This window comes from Janthinobacterium saanense, assembly GCF_014200675.1.
GTDB lineage: Bacteria > Pseudomonadota > Gammaproteobacteria > Burkholderiales > Burkholderiaceae_D > Janthinobacterium.
On record NZ_JACHCI010000002.1, the window covers coordinates 502,038 to 524,113 of the forward strand.

At 57.9% G+C, this 22,076-nt stretch carries 14 protein-coding genes; 5 read left to right on the plus strand and 9 right to left on the minus strand.

Annotated elements, in window-relative coordinates; genetic code table 11:
- Window positions 1-160 precede the first annotated feature (160 nt).
- Window positions 161-1,774 carry an L-aspartate oxidase gene (gene nadB, locus HDE72_RS05100; protein ID WP_183737626.1) on the plus strand — a complete coding sequence of 538 codons (1,614 nt, stop codon included), beginning with the start codon at window positions 161-163 and terminating at the stop codon, window positions 1,772-1,774.
- 105 nt (window positions 1,775-1,879) lie between these two features.
- On the opposite strand, the gene HDE72_RS05105 is transcribed toward nadB, so the two are convergent.
- Entirely contained in the window at window positions 1,880-3,238 is a 1,359-nt protein-coding gene (locus HDE72_RS05105) for a toxin-antitoxin system YwqK family antitoxin (RefSeq protein WP_183737627.1), read from the minus strand.
- 191 nt (window positions 3,239-3,429) lie between these two features.
- Here HDE72_RS05105 and HDE72_RS05110 point away from each other — a divergent pair, with 191 nt between their 5' ends.
- Window positions 3,430-4,038 (plus strand): hypothetical protein, encoded by a 609-nt coding sequence (locus HDE72_RS05110; protein ID WP_183737628.1) that lies wholly within the window; start codon window positions 3,430-3,432, stop codon window positions 4,036-4,038.
- A 16-nt stretch (window positions 4,039-4,054) separates the two neighbouring features.
- Here the strand turns inward: HDE72_RS05110 and HDE72_RS05115 are convergent, their stop codons facing one another.
- Genes HDE72_RS05115 through HDE72_RS05125 form a run of 3 tightly spaced genes read right to left on the minus strand, consistent with a single transcriptional unit; the run spans window position 4,055 to window position 7,764 of the window.
- Window positions 4,055-6,334 carry a hypothetical protein gene (locus tag HDE72_RS05115; protein ID WP_183737629.1) on the minus strand — a complete coding sequence of 760 codons (2,280 nt, stop codon included), beginning with the start codon at window positions 6,332-6,334 and terminating at the stop codon, window positions 4,055-4,057.
- Window positions 6,331-7,089 carry a PP2C family serine/threonine-protein phosphatase gene (locus HDE72_RS05120; protein ID WP_183737630.1) on the minus strand — a complete coding sequence of 253 codons (759 nt, stop codon included), beginning with the start codon at window positions 7,087-7,089 and terminating at the stop codon, window positions 6,331-6,333. The genes HDE72_RS05115 and HDE72_RS05120 overlap by 4 nt, the downstream gene beginning before the upstream one ends.
- Before the next feature lie 3 nt (window positions 7,090-7,092).
- Window positions 7,093-7,764: a vWA domain-containing protein gene (locus HDE72_RS05125; protein WP_221291159.1), complete on the minus strand. Its 672-nt coding sequence runs from the start codon at window positions 7,762-7,764 to the stop codon at window positions 7,093-7,095.
- Window positions 7,765-8,041: 277 nt separating this feature from the next.
- Between HDE72_RS05125 and HDE72_RS05130 the strand changes: the two genes are divergently transcribed.
- Window positions 8,042-9,694 carry a hypothetical protein gene (locus tag HDE72_RS05130; RefSeq protein ID WP_183737632.1) on the plus strand — a complete coding sequence of 551 codons (1,653 nt, stop codon included), beginning with the start codon at window positions 8,042-8,044 and terminating at the stop codon, window positions 9,692-9,694.
- A 276-nt stretch (window positions 9,695-9,970) separates the two neighbouring features.
- On the opposite strand, the gene HDE72_RS05135 is transcribed toward HDE72_RS05130, so the two are convergent.
- On the minus strand, window positions 9,971-10,819 hold the full coding sequence (locus HDE72_RS05135; RefSeq protein WP_183737633.1) for an oxidoreductase: 849 nt from the start codon (window positions 10,817-10,819) through the stop codon (window positions 9,971-9,973).
- A gap of 216 nt (window positions 10,820-11,035) precedes the next feature.
- On the opposite strand from HDE72_RS05135, the gene HDE72_RS05140 reads away from it, so the two are divergent.
- Window positions 11,036-12,001 carry an AraC family transcriptional regulator gene (locus HDE72_RS05140; protein ID WP_260176500.1) on the plus strand — a complete coding sequence of 322 codons (966 nt, stop codon included), beginning with the start codon at window positions 11,036-11,038 and terminating at the stop codon, window positions 11,999-12,001.
- Window positions 12,002-12,015: 14 nt separating this feature from the next.
- Here the strand turns inward: HDE72_RS05140 and HDE72_RS05145 are convergent, their stop codons facing one another.
- The gene (locus tag HDE72_RS05145; RefSeq protein ID WP_183737634.1) at window positions 12,016-13,446 is read right to left on the minus strand and encodes a toxin-antitoxin system YwqK family antitoxin; all 1,431 of its coding nucleotides are present in this window, start codon (window positions 13,444-13,446) and stop codon (window positions 12,016-12,018) included.
- A 258-nt stretch (window positions 13,447-13,704) separates the two neighbouring features.
- Here HDE72_RS05145 and HDE72_RS05150 point away from each other — a divergent pair, with 258 nt between their 5' ends.
- Entirely contained in the window at window positions 13,705-14,511 is an 807-nt protein-coding gene (locus HDE72_RS05150) for a lipid II flippase Amj family protein (RefSeq protein WP_183737635.1), read from the plus strand.
- 183 nt (window positions 14,512-14,694) lie between these two features.
- Here the strand turns inward: HDE72_RS05150 and HDE72_RS05155 are convergent, their stop codons facing one another.
- The 3 genes from HDE72_RS05155 to HDE72_RS05165 all read right to left on the minus strand — a co-directional run bounded on the left by HDE72_RS05155 (window position 14,695) and on the right by HDE72_RS05165 (window position 21,873).
- The gene (locus HDE72_RS05155) at window positions 14,695-16,389 is read right to left on the minus strand and encodes a DUF6119 family protein (protein ID WP_183737636.1); all 1,695 of its coding nucleotides are present in this window, start codon (window positions 16,387-16,389) and stop codon (window positions 14,695-14,697) included.
- Window positions 16,390-16,565: 176 nt separating this feature from the next.
- Complete coding sequence (gene purL / locus HDE72_RS05160) at window positions 16,566-20,606, minus strand: phosphoribosylformylglycinamidine synthase (protein ID WP_183737637.1); 4,041 nt, start codon at window positions 20,604-20,606, stop codon at window positions 16,566-16,568.
- Between the two features lie 196 nt (window positions 20,607-20,802).
- On the minus strand, window positions 20,803-21,873 hold the full coding sequence (locus HDE72_RS05165; RefSeq protein ID WP_183737638.1) for a GGDEF domain-containing protein: 1,071 nt from the start codon (window positions 21,871-21,873) through the stop codon (window positions 20,803-20,805).
- Window positions 21,874-22,076: the final 203 nt, after the last annotated feature.

The following is a 22,076-nucleotide window of genomic DNA, read 5'->3' on the forward strand; positions in this document are numbered from 1 at the left end:
AGGGAACTGGTCTCACCATCATGGCGAACTGTTCCGCACAAGCATTGACACGCCACAAGCCACGGCCTCAGCTATCACGCGCCGGCAGAATTTAGCGCAACACATTACCGAATGATGTGAAATGGAATATAGTATGCTTCCCTCAAATAAGATCAATGTCATGAAATTTGATGTCGCGATTGTCGGCAGTGGCCTGGCGGGTTTATCGGTTGCACTGCATTTAGCTGAAACGCGCACCGTCGCGATCATTTCCAAACGCGCGCTGCTCGACGGCGCCAGCAACTGGGCGCAAGGCGGCATCGCGGCCGTGCTGGACTCGGGCGACAGCCACCAGGAACATATACAAGACACCCTGATCGCCGGCGGCGGCCTGTGCGACGAGGCGGCCACCCGCTACATCGTCGAGCACGGCCGCGAAGCGATCGAATGGCTGATCGAGCAAGGCGTGCCCTTTACGCGCGATGCCAGCGCCGAGCTGGGTTTCCACCTGACGCGCGAAGGCGGACACAGCCAGCGCCGCATCATCCATGCAGCAGACGCTACCGGCCATGCCGTGCAAGTGACGCTGGAAGAAAAGGTGCGCGCCCATCCGAACATCAGCCTGTTTGAACACCATTGCGCGATCGACCTGATCACCTCCGACAAACTGGGCATGAAACCGGTCCAGCGCAACGCCCAGCCCCATTGCCACGGCCTGTACGTGCAAGATGAGCAAACCGGCAAGGTGCTGACGTTTGCCGCCGAGCACACCGTGCTGGCCACCGGCGGCGCCGGTAAAGTCTATCTGTACACCACCAATCCCGACACGGCCAGCGGCGACGGCATCGCCATGGCCTGGCGCGCCGGCTGCCGCGTGTCGAACATGGAATTCATCCAGTTTCACCCGACCTGCTTGTACCACCCCTACGCCAAGTCCTTTTTGATCACGGAAGCGATCCGTGGCGAAGGCGGCTTGCTGAAACTGCCGCCTGAAGCGGGCGCGGCGGCCGGCACGCGCTTCATGCTGGCCCACGACGAGCGGGCCGAACTGGCGCCACGCGACGTGGTGGCGCGCGCCATCGACTTTGAAATCAAGAAACGCGGCCTCGATTATGTGCACCTGGACATCAGCCACAAGCCGGCCGAATTCCTGATCGAACATTTTCCGACGATCTATGCGCGCTGCCTGGAACTGGGCATCGACATCACCAAAGAGCCGATCCCCATCGTGCCCGCCGCCCACTACACCTGCGGCGGCGTGGTGACGGACCTGGCGGGCCGCGCCGACTTGCCGGGCTTGTACGCCGTCGGTGAAACCGCCTGCACGGGGCTGCATGGCGCCAACCGCCTGGCCAGCAATTCCCTGCTGGAATGCATCGTCATCGGCCGCGCCTGCGCGCAAGATATCGAAAGCAAGGAAAAGCTGGGCACGCCTTATTTGCCGGATTGGGATGAGAGCCGCGTCACGGACGCCGATGAAGAAGTAGTGATTTCCCACAACTGGGACGAATTGCGCCGCTTCATGTGGAATTACGTGGGCATCGTGCGCACCACCAAACGCCTCGAACGGGCCCAGCACCGCATTGCTTTGCTGAAAGAAGAAATCGACGAGTACTACCGCAACTTCCGCATCACCCATGACTTACTGGAATTGCGCAACCTGGTCGACGTGGCTTCCATGATCGTCAACAGCGCCCTGTCGCGCCGCGAAAGCCGAGGTTTGCACTTCAGCCGCGATTATCCCGAAACCTTGCCAAAAGCCATCGCCAGCGTGCTGACGCCGCCGCATCGCTAAGCAGCACGCGTCAGTCACTTCGTGATCGGAGTGTCTGACGCGTGCTGCTGTGCACCGTGAGCACCTGGCGCTGCACGATCTCTGCCTGCGCCAGCAGCGCCTGCCCTACAGCGCGCGCCATGCCTGCTCGCTTTGCAATAACTCCCCGGACTGCGGCTCAGCTGCACAAGCTCCCTGCGGCTCTCCAGCCACATAGCGGCACTCGCTGACCAAGCGGCCATCCTCGCCCCAGCTGCGGCTCCAGCCTTCGCGCCTGTCATTCACATACTCGATGACATGTTCAGGTTTGCCACTTGCATACCAGGAACGCGACGTGCCCTGCTCGCGCATTTTGTCATCCCATGCGCGCTGCAGCACCAGCACGCCCGCCGGACTGTAGCGGCGTATGCTGCGCAGCGCGCCATCGCCGGCATAGTGCTGCCGGGTCTTGACCTTGCCATCGGGATAAAACTCCAGCGCCTCACCCACCGGCAAATCATTGCTGTGCGTCATGGTGCTCCGCACGGCGCCGTCGACATCATAATCGGTGCTCAAGCCATTGAACTTGCCTTTGCTCACTTGCGCGCGGTTGGCCACTTTTCCATCCGGGAAGTAAGTCAGCAGCTCCCCTTCCAGCTTGCCATCGCGCAGCACATAACTGGTGCTCAGCTTGCCGTTCTGATCAAATGACTGGCCGGGACCATCGATACGCTTGCCATCGCCATAAACGATTTCTTCGCGCAGCTTGCCGGTGGCGTGATATTGCTGATGCCTGCCTTCAGGCAAGCCATGGCGCCAATCGCCGCGCGACTCCAGCATGCCGTCCAAATAATATGCGCTGCTGATGCCATCTCGCCGGCCCTGGCCATCCTGGGCCACCTGCTTTTCAACTTTTCCATTCGGGTAATAGGAAACGTAACCGCCCACCAGCTTGCCCGAGACATAATCGGCCGCATCGACCTGGCCCGACAAACGCGGGCGCTGCTGGCCCACGCTGACAATTTCTACCTTCCAGGTGCCAGGCAACTTGCCTTTCGGCAGTGGCAATATCAGCACATACGGCGCGCGCTCCTGTTCGACAGGAAAAAAACGTTCATGCAGATACAGCCGCGCCTTGCCATCGGCGCAGGCGCCGGGTATGCAAGCGACGATCTTGCGCACGATGGGAACCGCCGCCTCTCCCGTCTCGCCTGCAGGACACTTGGCCAATGTCAGCAGCATGGGCGTCTTTGCAGCAATGCTACGGTCCAGCTCGGCTTTCAGGGTCTCGTAAGGACCATCGTCCAGCCTGACCGAACGGCTGTCCATACGCACCCGCTTGCCGCCGCAAGCGGTCGCATCTGCCAGCAACAGCACATCGGCGCCCTCGCTGTCTTGCTCGCGGTCGATGGCGGTGAACTGTACGCGCTGCACGATATCGGCATGCGCCACGATGGGCCACAGTAGCGCTGCCAACAGCACGGTCTTGCTTGGGTTCATATTCATGTAATAGCGAAATTAAACACGCTGCGAATCTTACATGCCGGTAGCGGCATTAACGCACACCATTGCGGCACCAAGGGAAAATTATTCATTTGCCAAAAGCATACCCATCTGGCAACATATGAAAAGTTTCATATTGGCAATTTCAATTTAACTGTCGCAATACGGCAGCCACATCATCAAACGGAAAATTCATGCTCTTCATCTGGGGTAAACGAACATATGGCTCGGTAGACCGGGTCGGCAATGCCGCAATCAAAACCGTCTTCAGGCACTTGTGGTATCTGCCCCTCTTACCCGTGGGCAGCTATTACATCGCTGGCAAAAACAATGCCGCGTTTGAACTCAATCGCATACACGGCCTGTCCACCCTGTTCGGCTATCTGCGTCCATGGTTATTCGTGGCGTTTGCCTTTCTGATGATCAGCACCCATCCGCAAGCGGGTGAACTGCTACCCAATGTTCCCATCATGGCGGCACTGCTGTTAGGATTTATTGCCTCTTACTTAATCGACAAAAAAATGCGTAATCCGCAGGTTGTGCAACTGCGCAAGATCATGGAACAGCATTTCGGCATGGCGCTTGATCCCTATGCCTGCCGTACCAGCCTGCAACTGGAAATCAACCAGAAAATGCAGGCATCCAGCACTACCCTGCTCGATGACAACTGGCATAAGCAGGTATTGGCCGACCTGTTCTCAGACAAGCCCAGCCTGGAACTGGCCATGCTGCGCGCGCGTTGCGACCAGCACGATAAAGCGCTGCAGGAGCTGGTACTCAAGGCTCTGCCGCGCCTGGCCTGAACGCTCAGCGGCGCCATCAACTCGCTGATGGCGCCGCCATAAAGCTGATCTGCCCATTGCGGTAACGCAGCAGTATATCCACCTTGCTGTCCTGCAATCGCCCATGCTGCACCGCTGGCTGCAACTTCCAGGTCTTTACGCCATTCAATATGACTTGATTGAGCATGGTCTCCAACGCTTGCCGGGCCTGCACCGAGGTCAGCGCGCCGTTGGCGCCGATGGACAGCGTCAACTGGTTGCTGCCTTCCGCGTTGGCAGGATCGGCTACCTGATAGTGCAAGGTCTGCATGGAGCCGGACACGATGCTAGCGGCCTGGTCTGGCAGCGGCGGCAAGGCTTGCAGCTTTTTCGACAATACCGCGCCCTGGTCCAGAATCTGGTCCCAGCGTTTGGGATACGCGCCGGACTGGGCCATGCGCAAGACCTTGCCTGCCCTATCCATGCGGCGCTGCGTGCGTTCGACGCCGTTATCGGGCGCCTCACCATCTTCGGCCGGCATGGCGTTCTGTATGGCATACCGTTGCGCCGTCAGATAACCCAGCGCCACCAGGTGGATGGCGTCGTCTTTGTCGCCACGCAACAGTGCGGTGGCTGCCAGGCCCAGCCAGGCCACGCCATCGGTGGGGCGGGCCCAGACCGCTTGCTCGAAATACTGGCGCGCCGCCTGTGGTTCGTTCAGGCTCAGGTGCATGCGTCCCAAGGCAGCGGCGGCCAGATAGTCGCGCGGATCGGCTTGCAACTGGTCCCGGTACGTATTGGCCAGGTCGGGCTGGTAGCCGGGCAGCGCACCCAAACCTTCCATCAGGGTGGTGCGCAATTGCTGGCGCGCCCGGTCGCCCTGATAGCCCGAGTTATTGTGCGTGGCTGTGCGATACAGCAGCTGCAAGTCACGCGTGAGGGCCGGGTCGTCGCCACGGCTCATGTCTTGCGTCAAGGTATGCAGCAACTTGCTGGCGTCGGACTGTAAAAAACCGGCCGGCTTCGGTGTGTGCCACTGCAGCCGTTCGCGGCCCGCCTCCTGGGCTACTTTTTGCCCTTGTTCTTTTTCCTCTTCGGATGATAACCAGATGGAAAAGCCCATCAGGATAAACAGCAATGCCAGGACCAGCGCCACGGCCATCGTCCAGCGCTTGCCCGAGACCGGACTGGCGCCGACGAGCGCAGGAGTCTGTCCCGGCGCATGCTGGCGCACGGCGGGCTGCTGATTCTGCGCCTGCGCCTGCGCCTGCGCCGCAGCAGCGATGATCCTGTCGCGCGCACAGGCGGCGCAACCCAGGCCGGTGAAATGCTGGTGTTCCGGGTTGCGCTTGCAGACCGTCAGCTTGCCGCCGCTGCGCTGCGCATAGGCCCGCAGCAGCAGCGCCCAGTCGGCCGCCGATGGTCGCACCGCCTTGGGCGAATTGCCAAAGGCGCGGTCGAACATGGCCCGCAGCTCGGGCGGCATCAGGGCGTGGCCGCTGGTGGCGTTCGGCGCCATCAGCTTTTGCCGCTGCACGCCGTAAGCGTAATAACCGTCGCGTATGCGCCCCGGTATATCGGTCGGCACCTGGGGATTGGCTGGCCGGCCGCTATACGGATGGATGCCGAAGTTGAGCAGCTGAAAGATCACCACCGCTAGCGCAAAACGGTCTTGCGCCGGTTCCGCGCCAGCCGGCATCCCCTTGCGCTGGAACTCGGGCGCCAGGTAATCGACGGTGAATTGCTCAGCCGGAAAACGCTCGGCATGGCCCTGGATGCTGAAACCGTCGCAATCGAGCATGGCGATATATAGCGAATCGCGGTAAAAGCGCAGGTTGACGGGTTTCAGATCGACCACATAATGCTGCTGCTGATGCAAGGCGTCGATCACGGCCGCCAGGTTGGCAGCCAGGGTCAGCTTGGGGCCCAGCCCCGTGGGCAAACCGGCCGCGCGCGCCTGGCGCTCCTGCATGATATGTTCCAGCTCGGCCGTTTGCGCCATGTCCAGCAAGGGCATGACAAAGCCGGCAAAACCGCCCTCGCCATCGAACACTGCCGCTTGCGGCCAGGCAATCTGCACATAGCGCTGGCCGTTTTCCAGCTGGTCCGGCAATTCGGGCGACAGTTCCAGCATCGCTTCAAGCTTGCGCCGGTTTCGTACCCGGTCCAGATACGGGTGATACAGCTTGGCCACTTGCGCAGGCGCACCCGGCAGCAGATACACGCTGCCCGCGCCGCCGCTCTTGATCAGCTTGCCCAGCACCAGCCCGCCTGACTTATCGAGCCATATCTTGCCGCCCGCACTCAGTCCCGGCGCCACGCCCTGCTTTTGACTCATGTCCGCATGGCCAGCAACAAGGTCTTGTCGTCCCCGGTGATCTGGTGCGTGCGCGGGTCTGCCAGGGTCGCGCTGAGCGCCTCATTGCCCACCGACACACTATCGACCGTGCGCAGATAGCCTTGCACGGCATCCATGAACGGTGCATACAGGCTGGCGTTATTCTTGCTCATGGCAAAAGGCATGCAGCCATCGGACATCAGCACCAGACCGCGCACAGGCTGGCTTATCGGTAACAAACGTAGCTGTTCAGACCAGCGTTCGCCACTTAAAAAGTAAGTTTCGTTGGCATATTCGCCGTTGGCGGGGAGTGAAATCAGTTGATTGCCATCGGCCAGCTGCGCCACGCCCAGGCCATCGCCAAGATGGAAAAAGAAGCCATCATCTGGCCCCATCACCACGCCCACCACGGTGGTGGCGTAATCGTCGAGGGTAGCGCCAGCAGCGCTGGCGAGTTCGTCCAGCGCGGCGCGGATTTGCACCAGAGTAGCCGTCAATGCGCCAGCCTGCAGATCCTGCAGGGACGCGCCTAGACGCAGCCTTTCAGCCAACGCCAGCATAGTTTGCGTTGCCACAAACCGCGCGCCCTGCTCACTATGCCGCGCTGAACCGGCACCATCGCAGACGATGGCCACCAAAATATCGTCCACCACCACTTGCGCATGGGCATCCTGGCAAGGCACGCCCTTGTCCAGATGCGATTTGCCCCTTACGGACGCGCCAAACACGCGCCAATGATTCTTCAATACGACCATGGATCAGGTATTTACCACCGACCAGCCGTCCGTCGACGCCAGTTGCGCCTGCGCACCAGGGCGCGATTGCGACACCACTTGCATGCTGGCGCTCAGCCACAAGAACAGTTCGCGGAACTGCAAGCCTTTCAGCTGCTTGACGCCCCGCTCGCCACGGCTGGAAAACTGCCCCAGCGTCTCGATATTGGCATGTTCGCCCACGGCAATCGGAAATATCGCCACCTTGTTGCCTTGCTCAGCAGCCCGCGCCTGCTCGGCGCCCTGCTGCCAGCGGTCGGTCGGTTCGCCGTCCGACATCAAAAACAGCCAGGGCCGCGTGTACGCCACGCCCGCCTGGCGGAAGCGCTGCTTTTCCTGCTCGATCTCGGCCAGCGCCAGTTCCACCGCTGCACCGGTCGGCGTGGTGCCGTTCGCTTCCAGCCGTGGCGCCGTGAAATCCATGGCGTCGCACCAGTTGCTGGCCACCGCGGCTTCATCGTAAGCGCCATACTGGATGACCAGCATGCGCACGCGCTTGGCGGCGATCAGGTCGGACTTGAGTTCCTGCTCCAGCAAGGCCAGGCCTTCATTGAGCAGCGCGACGGGCTCACCGTCCATGCTGCCGGAACAGTCCAGCACCAGTACCAGCGGCGTGCGTTGCTCGGTATTGTCGACCAGCGCGACGTCGGGAATCATTATTGAACTCATGGCTAAACAGTAAAATGTAAAATCGGACAAGATGCGAATCTTACATCATCGCTGTGATGTCCCACCACGCAATTGCCGCACAGTTACTTTTTAAGCTATCGCCTATCACATGGCGCTCTGCCAGATTTGCGGCCCATATGAAAAAGTTGCCAAAGAGAAATTATCATGTCAACATGCACGATACTTAATACAAAGCAATGGATTGGCTAGTTGCGTTGCTGCGCACCAGCCAATAAAACAGGTAAAGATAAAGGGGTGTTGTCGCATGGCTGACAATAAAAATCGCAAGATGAAAAAAGATTCTCCTGACAAGAACGGCATGGCCGACAATCTGTACAACTACGCAGCAACTGGCAGGGTATCGGACTATCTCGAATCGACCCAGCTCAACAAGTTCGGCACAAAAGGCGGCACCGGTTTTGCGGCGGAAGATAGCAACGCACTTAACGAAAAACTGCGCGGTACAAAAGTAGACCAGGTCGGCAGCAACAATGCAAAGAATGGTGCAGACCGCATCTCCGACGGCATTCCCATACAAACAAAATATTTCGATTCGGCATCAAAAACCGTGGCCGATGCTTTTGATTCCAGCACTGGACAATTCCGTTACAAAGGCATGCAGTTGGAAGTGCCCAGCGATCAGTACGACAAGGCCGTAGAGCTGATGCGGAAAAAGATTGCTGATGGCAAGGTTCCAGGTGTTACCAACCCTGAGGAAGCAAGCAGCATCGTCAAGAAAGGCAGCGTTACCTACCGGCAAGCCAGAAATATAGCGCGTGCCGGCAACATCGATAGCCTGAAATACGATGCAAAAAACAATCTGGTGACAAGCGGCTATGCATTCGCCATCGGGTTTGCCATCAATTTTGCAAGAGCCAAATGGCAGGGGAAATCTAGCAAGGAGGCAATGAAAGAGTCGGTCGATACCGGCCTGCTTTCGGCAGGGACGTCCTTCATAGCAGGCATCGCGACGTCTCAGATGCTACGCACTGGCTTGGCGCGAAAGGCAACCGTCTTTGTCCGTGCCGGGGTAAAACAGGTTGCCAAGACGGAATGGGGACGACTTGCCGTCGATAAAATCGCTTCTGCCTCAACTGGCAAAGCCCTGTCTGGAGCGGCGGCAACCAACCATGTATCGAAGCTGCTGCGGTCCAACGTAATTACTGGCGTCGTGACCACCGTCGTGATCACTGGCCCGGATTTCTACCGTGCAGCCATTTCCAAAAATACATCGTGGTCACAGCTAGGCAAAAACTTTGTTGTTAATGGCGTAGGTGTCGCGGCGGGGACAGCAGGCTGGATGGGGGGCGCCGCCGCAGGGGCCGCAATCGGAACCATGATTTTCCCTGGCGCAGGCACCACGGTCGGGATGGTCATCGGCGGGCTTGCTGGCTCGATTGGCGCAGGCTCGGGAGGATCTTATCTCAGCAAGAAAACACTAGACTATGTTATCGAAGACGACGCTGAAGAGATGCTCAGGATTATCGGCGACGAATTGCCCCTTCTGGCAGACGAATATTTGCTGACGCAAGATGAGTTCAACTTGCTACTAAAACAAGTCGGCGAGGCATGCACGACCACATTCTTGCGAGAAATATATGCCAAAGAATCGCGTGCAACATTTGTGCGCTCGCACTTTGAACCGCATTGCCAGAATATCGTCAAGCAACGCAAACCGGTGATTCTTCCCGCCCCAGAGCGGGTACGGAAAATGTTGGACGACATCGTCTCGTCCATTGACCTTAACGACGAGCTACAACAGGAAGAAGCAAGGGAGCCTTACGTCCCTAACTTTATCCTCATTCATGGCAATCAGTTGACCAATGCGCCGACAGCCGGCGTCGCAGCGGCGGCGGCCTTACTGGCATCAGAAACGGCGATGGGCAAATTGAGCGCTACCCTGACACGGCTGTTTTAATGCCCCTGGAACTCACCGCTTGAAGACCCGCGATGGAATTTAATTACTGTCACTCGAACTCCGCCGGGTTCAAACCCAGCTTCATGCCCATCTTGCCAGCTACGCGCTACCCGTTGGCGTCGAAATTGCCACCCAACAAAGCGATGGCGATAATCATCGCTCACAGGTAGGCAAGAAAACACCGGCAGCGCGTCATGCCGATCAAGGTGGACCAGGCTATTACAAACATTGGTCTTCCAGTCGCTACCGCGCCTGATCTGAAAATCCGCACCAGTCTCAATGATCGGTCGTCAGACTCAGCGCTTCCCAGGCATCGATCTCGCTCGACAGTTGCGCCAGCTTGGCCCGCACGATGGCCAGCGCATCGCTGCCCAGCAGCAAGTGCGCGGGTGGCGCGGCGCTGTCGAGCATGCTTAAAATGGCGCGCGCCGCCTTGACCGGGTCGCCCAGCTGCTTGCCGCTTTTTTCTTCGCGCGCCTGGCGGATGGGGTCGAACACGCTATCGTAATCGGCGATGCTGCGCGGGCTGCGCTGCATCGAGCGGCCGGCCCAGTCGGTGCGGAACGAACCCGGCGCCACCGCCGTCACGTGGATGCCGAACGGCGCCAGTTCCTTGCCCAGCGCTTCCGAAATGCCTTCCAGCGCAAACTTGCTGCCGCAGTAATACGCCACGCCCGGCATGCCCACGTGGCCGCCCATCGAGGTGATATTGACGATATGCCCGCTGCGGCGCTGGCGCATGGCCGGCAAGAAAGCCTTGATGACGGCCACGGCGCCAAACACATTCACGTCAAACTGGCGCCGCAACTCGTCCAGCGGCGACTCTTCCAGCACCCCTTCATGGCCATACCCGGCGTTATTGACCAGCACATCGACCGGCCCCAGCGTCTTTTCCACTTCCGCCGCCACGCCTTCAGCCGCGCCAAAGTCGCTCACGTCGAGGATGCGGCCAAAGGCGCTGCCCGGCTGCAGCGCTTCGAATTCCAGCCGCGCCTGCTCATTGCGCACCGTGCCGACGACGGTATGGCCGGCCGCCAGGGATTCTTTCGCCAACGCCAGGCCGAAACCGCTGCTCACGCCCGTGATGACGATGGTTTTTGATGCTGTGCTTGCGATGGTGTTCATGGTGATGCTCCTGTCAAGGTATAAACGTATTGCATGATAGATCGCCCAGCCCTAGCTATCCATGGCGTAGAATCTCTGTTTATTGCCTAATCCTATAGAGCGATAGGTATTGCAGTAATACCCCACACTGCAAAATGCCGGGGTCGGACCCTGCAGGGTCCGACCCCAGGGTTAGCTTTGGGGTAAAAATGACGCCAACCACAAGCGAGCTTCCACATGCCTGATGACCTGAATCACTATGCCCCGCAAGAACGCGAACAGCAACGGCTGCGCATGGTCAGCCTGCTGGAACGGCTGGCGCCGACCGAGGGCTATAACCTGACGTCCTTGCCCGGCGTGCGCTTTTTGCGCTCGAACCGCGCCCTGAAACTGGTGCCGGTGCTGTACGACCCCGGCATCGTGATCGTGTGCCAGGGCCGGAAACGGGGCTTTTTTGGCGGCCAGACTTATGTCTATGACGAAAATCATTGCCTGGTCGTCTCGGTGCCCGTGCCGTTCACGATGGAAACGGACGCCAGCCTCGAGGAACCGCTGCTGGCCATCTATATGCACCTGGACTTCAAGCTGGCCGCCGAACTGATGCTGCAGCTGGACCAGCTGGGTGCGGTAGCGCCCGCAAAGCCGCAGGGCTTGCTGTCGACCGCCATGGACAAGCGGCTCAACGATTCCGTGCTGCGCTTCCTGGCCGCCATGAGCGAGCCGGCCGAAGCGGCCATCCTCGGCCCCGCGCTGCTGCGTGAAATCTACTTCCACATATTAAATAGCGAACAAGGCCCGTCCATGCGCGCCGCGCTGGCGATGCAGGGGCAATTCGGCAAGGTCGCCAAGGCCTTGCGCCAGCTGCACGCGCGCTACAGCGACAACTTGAGCGTGGAGCAACTGGCCAGCGAGGCCGGCATGAGCGTGCCCGCCTTCCACGTGCACTTCAAGAGCGTGACCAACACCTCGCCCATGCAATACCTGAAATCGACGCGCTTGCACCAGGCCCGGCTGCTAATGGTGCGCAACAGCATCACGGCAGCGGCCGCCAGCAACCAGGTCGGCTACGACAGCCCGTCCCAGTTCAGCCGTGAATTCAAGCGATTGTTCGGCAACAGTCCGGTGGAGGAAGTCAAGCGCATGCGGGCTGATTTTGCGGTGCCGCCGGCACATGCGGCGTCGGTATTTGTGTCCTCGCATTAAGCAGCTAGTGCGAGCTATTTGCCGCCATGACGCCATGCCTGCTGCGTTTGCAATACCTCAGGGACTTTGGCCGACGGCGGCGCGCCGCTGCATTCACCCTGTGCATTTTCCTGTGCTTCGCCCGCTACATACCGGCATTCGCTGACCAGGCTGCCATCTTCACGCCAGTTGCGGCTCCAGCCATGGCGTCTGTCGTCCACATACGCGATGGCATGCTCAAGCTGGCCATTGTCATACCAGGAACGCGAGATGCCCTGCTCGCGCTGCTCCCCGTCCCAGCGGCGTTCCAATACCAGCAGACCTTGCGCGCTGTAGCGCCGGGTGTTGCGCAGCCTGCCCTTGCTGTCATATTGATGCTGGGTTTGCACACTGCCGGACGGATAAAACTCCAGCGCCTCGCCCACCGGCAAGTCATCCACCATCGGCATGCTGCTGCGCACGGCGCCATCGATGAAATAATCGACACTGACGCCATTGAACTTGCCCTTGCTGACTTGCCTGCGGCTGGCGACTTTTCCATCAGGATAATAAATCAGCAATTCGCCTTCCATTTTTCCACCACGCAGTTCGTAACTGGTGTTCAGGCTGCCAGACTCGTCGAAGCTTTGTACCGGGCCATCGATAATCTTGCCGTTGCGATATGCCAGGGCCACGCGCAGCTTGCCCGTGCTGTGGAATTCCTTATGCAAGCCTTCCGGCAAGCCGGCGCGCCAGCCACCCTGGGTTTCCAAGGTGCCATCGGGATAATACGTGCTGCTGATGCCGTCCTGCCTGCCCTGCGCATCCAGGGCCACCTGTTTTTCAAGCTTGCCGTCACGGTAATACACGGTATAGCCGCGCACCAGCTTGCCTTGTGCATAATCGCTGGCATCGACCAGGCCTGTCATGCGCACATACTGTTCGGACAGATCGCGTACCTCGACTCTCCAGGTGCCCTCGGCCTGGCCTTTAGCCAGCGGCAGCAAGAGTACATTTTCCGCATCCGCCTGCGCCACAGGAAAAAACCGCGCATGCAGATACAGGCGCGCCCGCCCATCGGCACAGGGCCCGGTAACGGTCCCGGTAACGGCCCCGGTACCGGCGCCAGCGCTCTCGCCGCGACAAGCGACCAGCTTGCGCACGATAGGCACCGCCATCTCCGCCGTTTCACCCACCGGACAGCTGGCCAGGGTCAGCAGCATGGGCAAGCCGTCTTTCACCTGGCCCGCCAGCGTGGTTTTCAAGGCGGCATACGCCGCTTCGTCCAGCCCCACCGAGCGCGCATCCATGCGCACCTGCCGGCCGCCGCAAGCCGTATCGGCCGCCACGGTCAGTACGTCGGCGCCCTGGCTATCGGGCGCAAGTCCCATGCCCGTCATCACCTGCCGCTGCACGATTTCCGCCCGCGCCAAACCTGGCAGCAGCAAGGCCGCCACCAGGACGGCGCACATGGTCCTGATTTTCATGTGGTTCCTCTACTCAAACACTCAAGCCGGCATCAAAGGCGATGCGTGGACGAGGCTATTGTCGAATGCAACATCAAACAAGATATATTAAACAAGATATTAAGCTTACATCAGCAGTGGAGGCACACCGCACGCGTTTTTTTGAGGAAATTTTTACTGATGAGATTTACTGATGATGCTTACTGATGATCAGTTATTGCTTGAAAAATAAACATTGCCATGTCAGCATGGAATGATTTTCTATACGGCAAGGTCTAGATGGACAAGCAACTGCTTTTGATATGCGCATTGACGTTTATCATACATATTATCGGCACCCTCGCCTATTCCGTCCGCATCGCCGGCATCCGCACGCGGCGCATCGCCGTGTCGCTGGCCTTGTTCAGCATCCTGGTGCTGGTATCGCGCACGTCAAACTCTTTCCTCGGCCTCTTCCTCGCCAAGCGCGTGGAAACCGGCATAGACCAGCATATCGCTGTCAGCGATTTATTGGTCGATTTCCGCTGGCTGCTGGTCTCCGCCAGCCTGGCCACCATCATCGGCGCCATCCTGATCCCCACCTTCCAGCGCGTCTTTTGCCGCGCCGTCGACCACTTCCAGGTACACAGATCAGTGCCCAAGCTCATCCTGCATGCCTTTTTCAAAGGCGGCCTTTCCTACCTCAAAACCTCCGCCAGCCTGCCCAAACCCGCCAACGTCACCAGCCTGCGCGAAAAGTCGGGCGTCTCGCTGTCCATGACCGCCATGAACGTCATCGCCACGGCCCTGTGGACAGTCGGCGTCTTCGCGGCACTCTATGTCGGCGTACTGGACCCCAGCGTAAGAGTCACCTCCAGCACCCTTTCATCGATCATCAACGGCGGCGCCACCGTCATGATGGCCGTCTTCATCGACCCGCATATGTCGGGCATGACGGATGACGTCATCGAAGGCAAGATCGAAGAATCGCAATTCAGGCGGGCTGTGGTGTGGCTAGTGGGAAGTCGTCTGGCCGGCACGGTGATTGCGCAGTTTTTGCTGGTGCCGTCGGCGATGGTGATTGTGGGGGTGGCTAAGGCGGTCTGATTAATTCACGCGTCTGTTTGGCAAAAACCCCGTCGAATAAGTAAATCAAATGCGAAACTGGTGTTCATACCCTCGCATTAATCCAAACACCGGCCCCCGAAATTCTTCGCGCGCCGCCGACATCACCAAACCCACAAGCAAAAACCCGGGGTCAGACCCGACGGGTCTGACCCCAGTTTCTGTTTATGCTACATCCAACAACACATTTCTAAATGCGATCTCACAACTCATACCCATCGAATTGTTTAAGTAACGATGAGTGTACATTAACTCATATCGAGCCATGAATGGCAGCTTCAATACGGAAAATTCTTTATCTTCAGTTAAAATACAAAATATAACTTTGTAATTATTTGGCGAAATCTCACTCCTTAAAACCGGCATCAAGGAAAGAAATTTATCATGATGCAAAGGATCAACAACTTTCACTACATGATCCCGCATTCCCAATCGGCAAGCTTCATCCCAAAAAAAAGCTTCGCTATAAAATCGTCCTTGAACAAATAAATGGCTAATAGATGCAGAGCCGGAATGCAATCTCTTTACCTGAACAAATTCACGATTAGAGTGAAAAAAATCACATATTTCATAAATTTTTTTATTTGCCACTTCTATTTTTGCGGTATCAAAAAGAACAATATCTGAATTTATTTTGGCGACCGCAGAATTAAATACACTTTCCTTATTTTTCCCGGTTTCCGGGTCAAATATACCAATCCCGCTTAATAAGTAATCTGATTTATTAATAACAATTTTATCAATATAATCATCCACCTCACCCTTCAGATCATTAGATATTTTTTTCCATTGGGCATTACTCAATATATAATGAGCGCCATCATACTCAATATCAGCAACGATACATTTATAAGCAGTCCATTTTCTTAAAAAATTCCCGTTTTCAGTATCGCGTACAATAACCTTTAAATTCTTTAAACTTTGAATACTTGATCTATCGCTAAAGGATCTTCTGGACCCAAGAATATCTGGGAGAGAGATATCATCAAATACTTCTGTCGAAGCGCCATAAGAAAAGGTACAAGCTGAAAAATCTATAATTTCCGGGGGAGCTGCATGGACAGTTGAAAAATCTTTACTCCTTAAAAGATCAAACAACTTCTTATCTAGCTCATCGATTACTTTTGGATCATTCTCAAAATGGAATTTTGCATATCCTGGAAATATATTTTCAAATTTCCTTAAATCATGTGCAGCACCCAGCTTATAAATTCTATCAACAATATTACTCCACTTCATCAACTCATCTTTATTTGATTTTATGGAAATACTATCCCTAGCCACAAACGAATGGATAAAGTTAAAATCCGAATGAGCAGCTCCAGCCAACGTCTTCATAAATTCTTTTTCATCGTCAATATTAAACACTGAAAAATTACTTCCAGCGCTAATTTGACGCTCAGATTGTGTTGATACTGATTCATGCTTACTCGTTTGAATTCTATTTAACCCATCAGGATCACATATGTTCATACCAACACGAAGCCCAAAATCCCTTACAATATAGTCAGACTCAACTAAACCTTCGCTACCCAACCCAAAAGTGACAGCATAAAACTTTGATGAGCCATTAGATATAAACTCAACCCCTACAATAGCAGCGGGGAAATTATTTTTTGATGAAAATGAAATTTTATCCTCATCAGCCAATCCATCATTAATAAAAACTATCCAAGGTATGTTGTTTTGATCTTTTTTCTTCCCTAAATTTTCTTTAAAGGCCATAACAACATTAACCTCGCCATTAAATTCAAAGTCACTTGGAATATTTAATTTTTTCAAATCTAATGGCTTGATGAAATCAGAAAAATTCTCTGCATCCGACTTTATCTTAAATACCGTTATCTTGTCTATATTCATTAATGCAATATTCCTCTCATTAAATCTACAGTATGACTTACTTTGACGACACCAACTCTATCGAATAATAACAATTAAGAAATTGAATGCCAAAAAAAAGCCGCTATCTCCCGATAGCGGCTTTCTCATTCCTACATCAGCATCAGCACCTTAAACTAACGGCGCCGCGAGCTAAATCACCCCACAAACTTCCTTGCATTCCTAAACATCCGCATCCAAGGCGAATCCTCACCCCAAGCCTCAGGATGATACGACTGCTGCACGCTGCGGAACACGCGCTCCGCATGCGGCATCAGCACGGTGAAGCGGCCATCCGGCGTGGTCACCGAGGTGATGCCTTCCGGCGAGCCGTTCGGGTTGTACGGGTAGGCTTCGGTGGCAGCGCCCTTGTTGTCGACAAAACGCATGGCTTTGGTGACCTGGGTGATGTCGCCCGTTTGCGAGAAGTCGGCGTAGCCTTCGCCGTGGGCGATGGCGATGCCGGCCTGGGTGCCGGCCATGCCATTGAAGAAGATCGATGGGGAGTCCATCACTTCGACCATGGCAAAGCGGCCTTCGAATTTTTCCGACTTGTTGCGCGTGAATTTAGGCCAGGCGTGGGCGCCGGGGATGATGGATTTCAGGTTGCTCATCATCTGGCAGCCGTTGCAGATGCCGAGGCCGAAGCTGTCGGTACGGGCAAAGAAGCGCGCGAACTGGTCGGCCAGGCTGGCGTTGAACAAAATGGTCTTGGCCCAGCCTTCGCCTGCGCCCAGCACGTCGCCGTAAGAGAAACCACCGACGGCGATCACGCCCTGGAAGTCGTCCAGCTTGACGCGGCCGGCAATCAGGTCGCTCATGTGCACGTCGACGGCCGTAAAGCCTGCCTGGTGCATCACGTAAGCCGTTTCGATATGCGAGTTGACGCCCTGCTCGCGCAGGATGGCGACACGCGGACGCACGCCGGTGGCGATGAATGGCACGGCGATGTTGTCGTTCTGGTCGAACGTGACAATCGGCGACATGCCCGGGTCTTGCACGTCCAGCAGGCGGTCGTATTCGGCGTCGGCGCAAGCGGGGTTGTCGCGCAGGCGGGCGATGCGCCAGCTGGTTTCGCTCCACAGACGGTGCAGGTCGGCACGCGGCTGGGTGTAAATCAGCTTGGCGTCGCGCGTGAATTCGATCACGTCGCGGTCGTTCAGTTTGCCGATAATATGGCTGCAGGCGCCCAGGTTGTAGGTGCGCAGCACGTCCATGACCAGGGACTTTTCTTCGGCGCGCACTTGAATGACGGCGCCCAGCTCTTCGCTGAACAGGGCACGCAAGGTCAGTTCGTTGCGGCGTTCTGCTACCTGGCCGGCCCAGTTCTTGGCGTCGCCCCAGTCGCTGGAATGTTCGCCTTCCATGGTCAGCATGTCCAGGTTGACGGACATGCCGGTGTGGCCGGCGAAGGCCATTTCCGTCAGAGTGGCGTACAGGCCGCCGTCCGAACGGTCATGGTAGGCCAGCAGCTTGCCGTCGCTGTTCAATTGCTGGATGGCGGCGAAGAAGCCTTTCAAGTCTTCCGCGCTGTCGACGTCTGGCGTTTCATTACCCAACTGCTGCAACACTTGCGCCAGGGCTGATGCGCCCAGGCGGTTCTTGCCGCGGCCCAGGTCGATCAGGATCAAGGACGTGTCGCCCGCGTCTTTTTTCAGTTGCGGCGTCAGCGAACGGCGTACGTCCGTGACTGGCGCGAACGAGGAAACGATCAGGGAGACTGGCGAGGTGACCGATTTGGCCGCGCCCGTGTTCTCGTCTTTCCAGGTGGTGCGCATGGACAGCGAATCCTTGCCGACCGGGATGCTGATGCCCAGCGCCGGGCACAGTTCCATGCCCACGGCTTTGACCGTGTCGTACAGGGCGGCGTCCTGGCCAGGCTGGCCGCAGGCGGCCATCCAGTTGGCGGACAGTTTGATGTCGCTGATATCGCCGATGGCTGCAGCGGCGATGTTGGTGACGGCTTCGCCCACGGCCATGCGGCCCGAGGCGGCGGCGTCGATCACGGCCAGCGGCGTGCGTTCGCCCATGGCCATCGCTTCGCCCAGATAACCTTCAAAGCTCATGGCGGTGACGGCGCAATCGGCCACCGGCACTTGCCATGGACCGACCATCTGGTCGCGCACGGTCATGCCGCCCACGCTGCGGTCGCCGATGGTGATCAGGAACGATTTATCAGCCACGGTCGGCAGCAGCAGCACTTTTTGCGCCACGTCCGTCAAGTCCATGCCCGTCAGATCAATCGCCGGGAAGTCGTTGGCCACGTGGACCACGTCGCGCTGCATCTTCGGCGGCTTGCCCAGCAAGACGTCCATCGGCATGTCGACCGGCTCGTTGCCCAGGTCGGTGTCGATCAGTTTCAGCTGACGCTCTTCGGTCGCCACGCCCACGGCGGCGAACAGACAGCGTTCGCGTTCGCACATGGCCTTGAACAAAGGCAGGCTTTCCGGCGCGATGGCGAGAACGTAGCGTTCCTGCGATTCATTGCTCCAGATTTCTTTCGGCGCCATGCCCGATTCTTCCAGCGGGATCTTGCGCAAGTCAAAAATCGCGCCGCGCTTGGCGTCGTTGGTGATTTCCGGGAAAGCGTTCGACAAGCCGCCCGCACCCACGTCGTGGATCGAGATGATCGGGTTGTCTGCGCCCATTTGCCAGCAGGCGTTGATCACTTCCTGGGCGCGGCGTTCCATTTCCGGGTTGCCGCGCTGGACAGAGTCAAAGTCCAGGTCGGCCGTGTTGCTGCCGGTGGTCATCGACGAGGCGGCGCTGCCGCCCATGCCGATACGCATGCCCGGGCCGCCCAGCTGCACCAGCAGGCTGCCGACCGGGATGTCGTTTTTATGCGTGTGCTGCGCCGAGATATTGCCGATGCCGCCGGCGATCATGATGGGCTTGTGGTAGCCGAAGACCGCATCGCCATTGCTGCCGACGTTCTGCTCATAGGTACGGAAGTAGCCACCCAGTACCGGACGGCCGAATTCGTTCGAGAACGCGGCGCCGCCCAGGGGGCCTTCGATCATGATTTGCAGCGGCGAAGCGATGCGCTCCGGCTTGCCGTATTGCTCCGCTTCGCTGCGGCCAGCCAGCGGCGCCGTCACGGAAGCGGCTGTTTCCCAGCTGCGCACGGCGTCTGGCAAGGACAAATTCGAGACGGTGAAACCGGTCAAACCAGCCTTCGGCTTGGCGCCGCGGCCGGTTGCGCCTTCGTCGCGGATTTCGCCGCCCGCGCCGGTGGAGGCGCCCGGGAATGGCGAGATGGCCGTCGGGTGGTTATGCGTTTCCACCTTCATCAGGGTGTGCGTCAATTCGGTCGACGCCGCGTATTCGTGGTTTGCACCGCGCGGATAGAAACGCGACACGGTCGCGCCTTCCATGATCGAGGAATTGTCGCTGTAGGCGACCACGGTGCCCTTAGGCTGCAATTCGTGCGTGTTCTTGATCATGCCGAACAGCGACTTGGTCTGCACCACGCCGTCGATGGTCCAGTCGGCGTTGAAGATCTTGTGGCGGCAATGCTCGCTGTTCGCCTGCGCGAACATCATCAGCTCCACGTCGGTAGGGTTGCGGCCGGCCTTGGTGAAGGCCGCATCCAGGTAGTCGATCTCGTCTTGCGACATCGCCAGGCCCAGCTCCGTGTTGGCCGTTTCCAGCGCTGCCTTGCCCTGCTCCAGCAAGGCTATCGATTCGAGCGGGCGCGCTTCCAGGGTGCGGAACAAATCCTTGGCCTGGTCGGCGCTGCGCAGCACGGATTCCGTCATGCGGTCGTGCAGCAAGTCGGCCACGGCTTCCACTTGCTCGTCCGTCAGCTTCCTGGCGGCGCCGATGGCGCTGCCCAGAATGCCCGATTTCAGGTTGATGCGGAAAGCCACGCCGCGCTCGACGCGCTTGATGTGGGCCATGCCGCAGTTGTGCGCGATATCGGTGGCCTTGGAAGCCCACGGCGAAATCGTGCCGAAACGGGGAATGACGAAGAATTCTTCGGCGACGCCTTCCGTATTGTCAGCTTCAGCCGGCTCGCCATACGTCAGCAAGGCGCCCAGGCGCGTGCTGTCGTCGTCGCTCAAGGGCGCGCTGGCATCGATGAAATGGACATAGCGTGCTTGTACCCCAACGATCGCAGGCACGACGGCTTGCAGTTGGCTTAACAGGCGGTGGCTACGGAAAACGGACAGGGCATTGGAACCCGGCAGTATCAACATGATTGGAAGGTGGTTGATGCAGCGTGGCTGCGGGTTAAAGGTAGGTATGACAATATCTTTCGTACGGCAAATTTCCTTTGCGCGCATTATACCCGTTTTACCCCTGCCTTATTAGCTGAAGTTGTGCGTTTACTGCCATTCTGCGCTGCAAAACCGTACTTCCGGCCCGCCATACAACACTGGCCTCAAGCGATCTTCAAGCGATCACGTAGCGGTTTTTTCCCTGGTGCTTGGCCAGGTACAGCGATTCGTCGGCCCGCCGGTAGCTGTGCCCCAGGTCCTGGCCGCGGTCCATTTCGGCGATGCCCACGCTGATCGACACGGCGTGCTCGGGGTGGAAAGTGCGATACACAGCTTCGACCAGGGTGCCGGCAAAGCGGCAGACGGCGTCGCGGTCGCCGGTAAACACCACGCCGAATTCCTCGCCGCCCAGGCGTCCGCACAAATGGCCCTGGGCTTCGGCAGCGATGATGGCAGCCGTGCGCACCAGCACTTCGTCGCCCACATCGTGGCCCAGCCTGTCGTTGATTTTTTTGAAATTATCGATATCGATCATCATGAAGTGCAAGGGGGCGCCGCCCTGCCCCGCATGCAGCTGCTGCGCGCCCTGGTTGAACATGCGGCGATTGTTCAAGCCTGTCAGGCTGTCCTGGAAGGCCAGCCGCGTCAGCTCCTGCTTGGCGTGGAAGTTACGCAGCCGCAATAAGCTGAAACTGATATTGAGGGCCAGTCCGAACAAAATGCTGACGACGATCATCAGGGGCACCCAGGATTGGTCGGGCAAGCCTGCATGCACGGGATACAGGCCGTGGCCCACATTCCACCAGACGCCGGCCACCACGGCCAGGTAGCTCAAGCCGCCATTGAAGATGGAGGCTATCGCCAACGTCATGAAAACGCCTACGGGCAAGACCCAGAAGGCGGCGTCGCCGACGGCGTCGGCCATGGTGCGCAAACCGAAAGTCAGCGACAGCACGGCGCAGGCGCCCGTGATGGTCAGCACCCGCAATGTGGTGCAGCGCGAGCGCACGGTCAGGCTGGCCAGCATGCCCAGCAGCGCCAGCACGGCATGCAGCAGATTCGGCTGATAGGGTTCCGGCATCATCAGCCAGGTCAGGCTATAAGCGCACACGCCCAGCGCCTGCGTGATCATGCCGACCCGGTGCAATTCAGCAAAATAGGTGTGCTGCTGCTGACTATTGCCGCCAAATGCAAGGGGAACGGCGATACGCGCTGCGCTAAGCCGGAAATTAGTCAAGTAAGACATGAAGGGAGGGCTGGTGGTGGGTGATGCACTGGGGCGCAAAGGTAGAGCATGGTCAATGCAAAACAACTACTGATAGTTGCTGAGGGAATACTAACATGCTAGCCACACGACTACCAGCAGAGATGCAAAGTTGCACAAGCGCGCGATAGCCTGCATTTTGCTGGCCGTGCGGAACGGCTTTGCAGTATGCTCACAAGAAATAA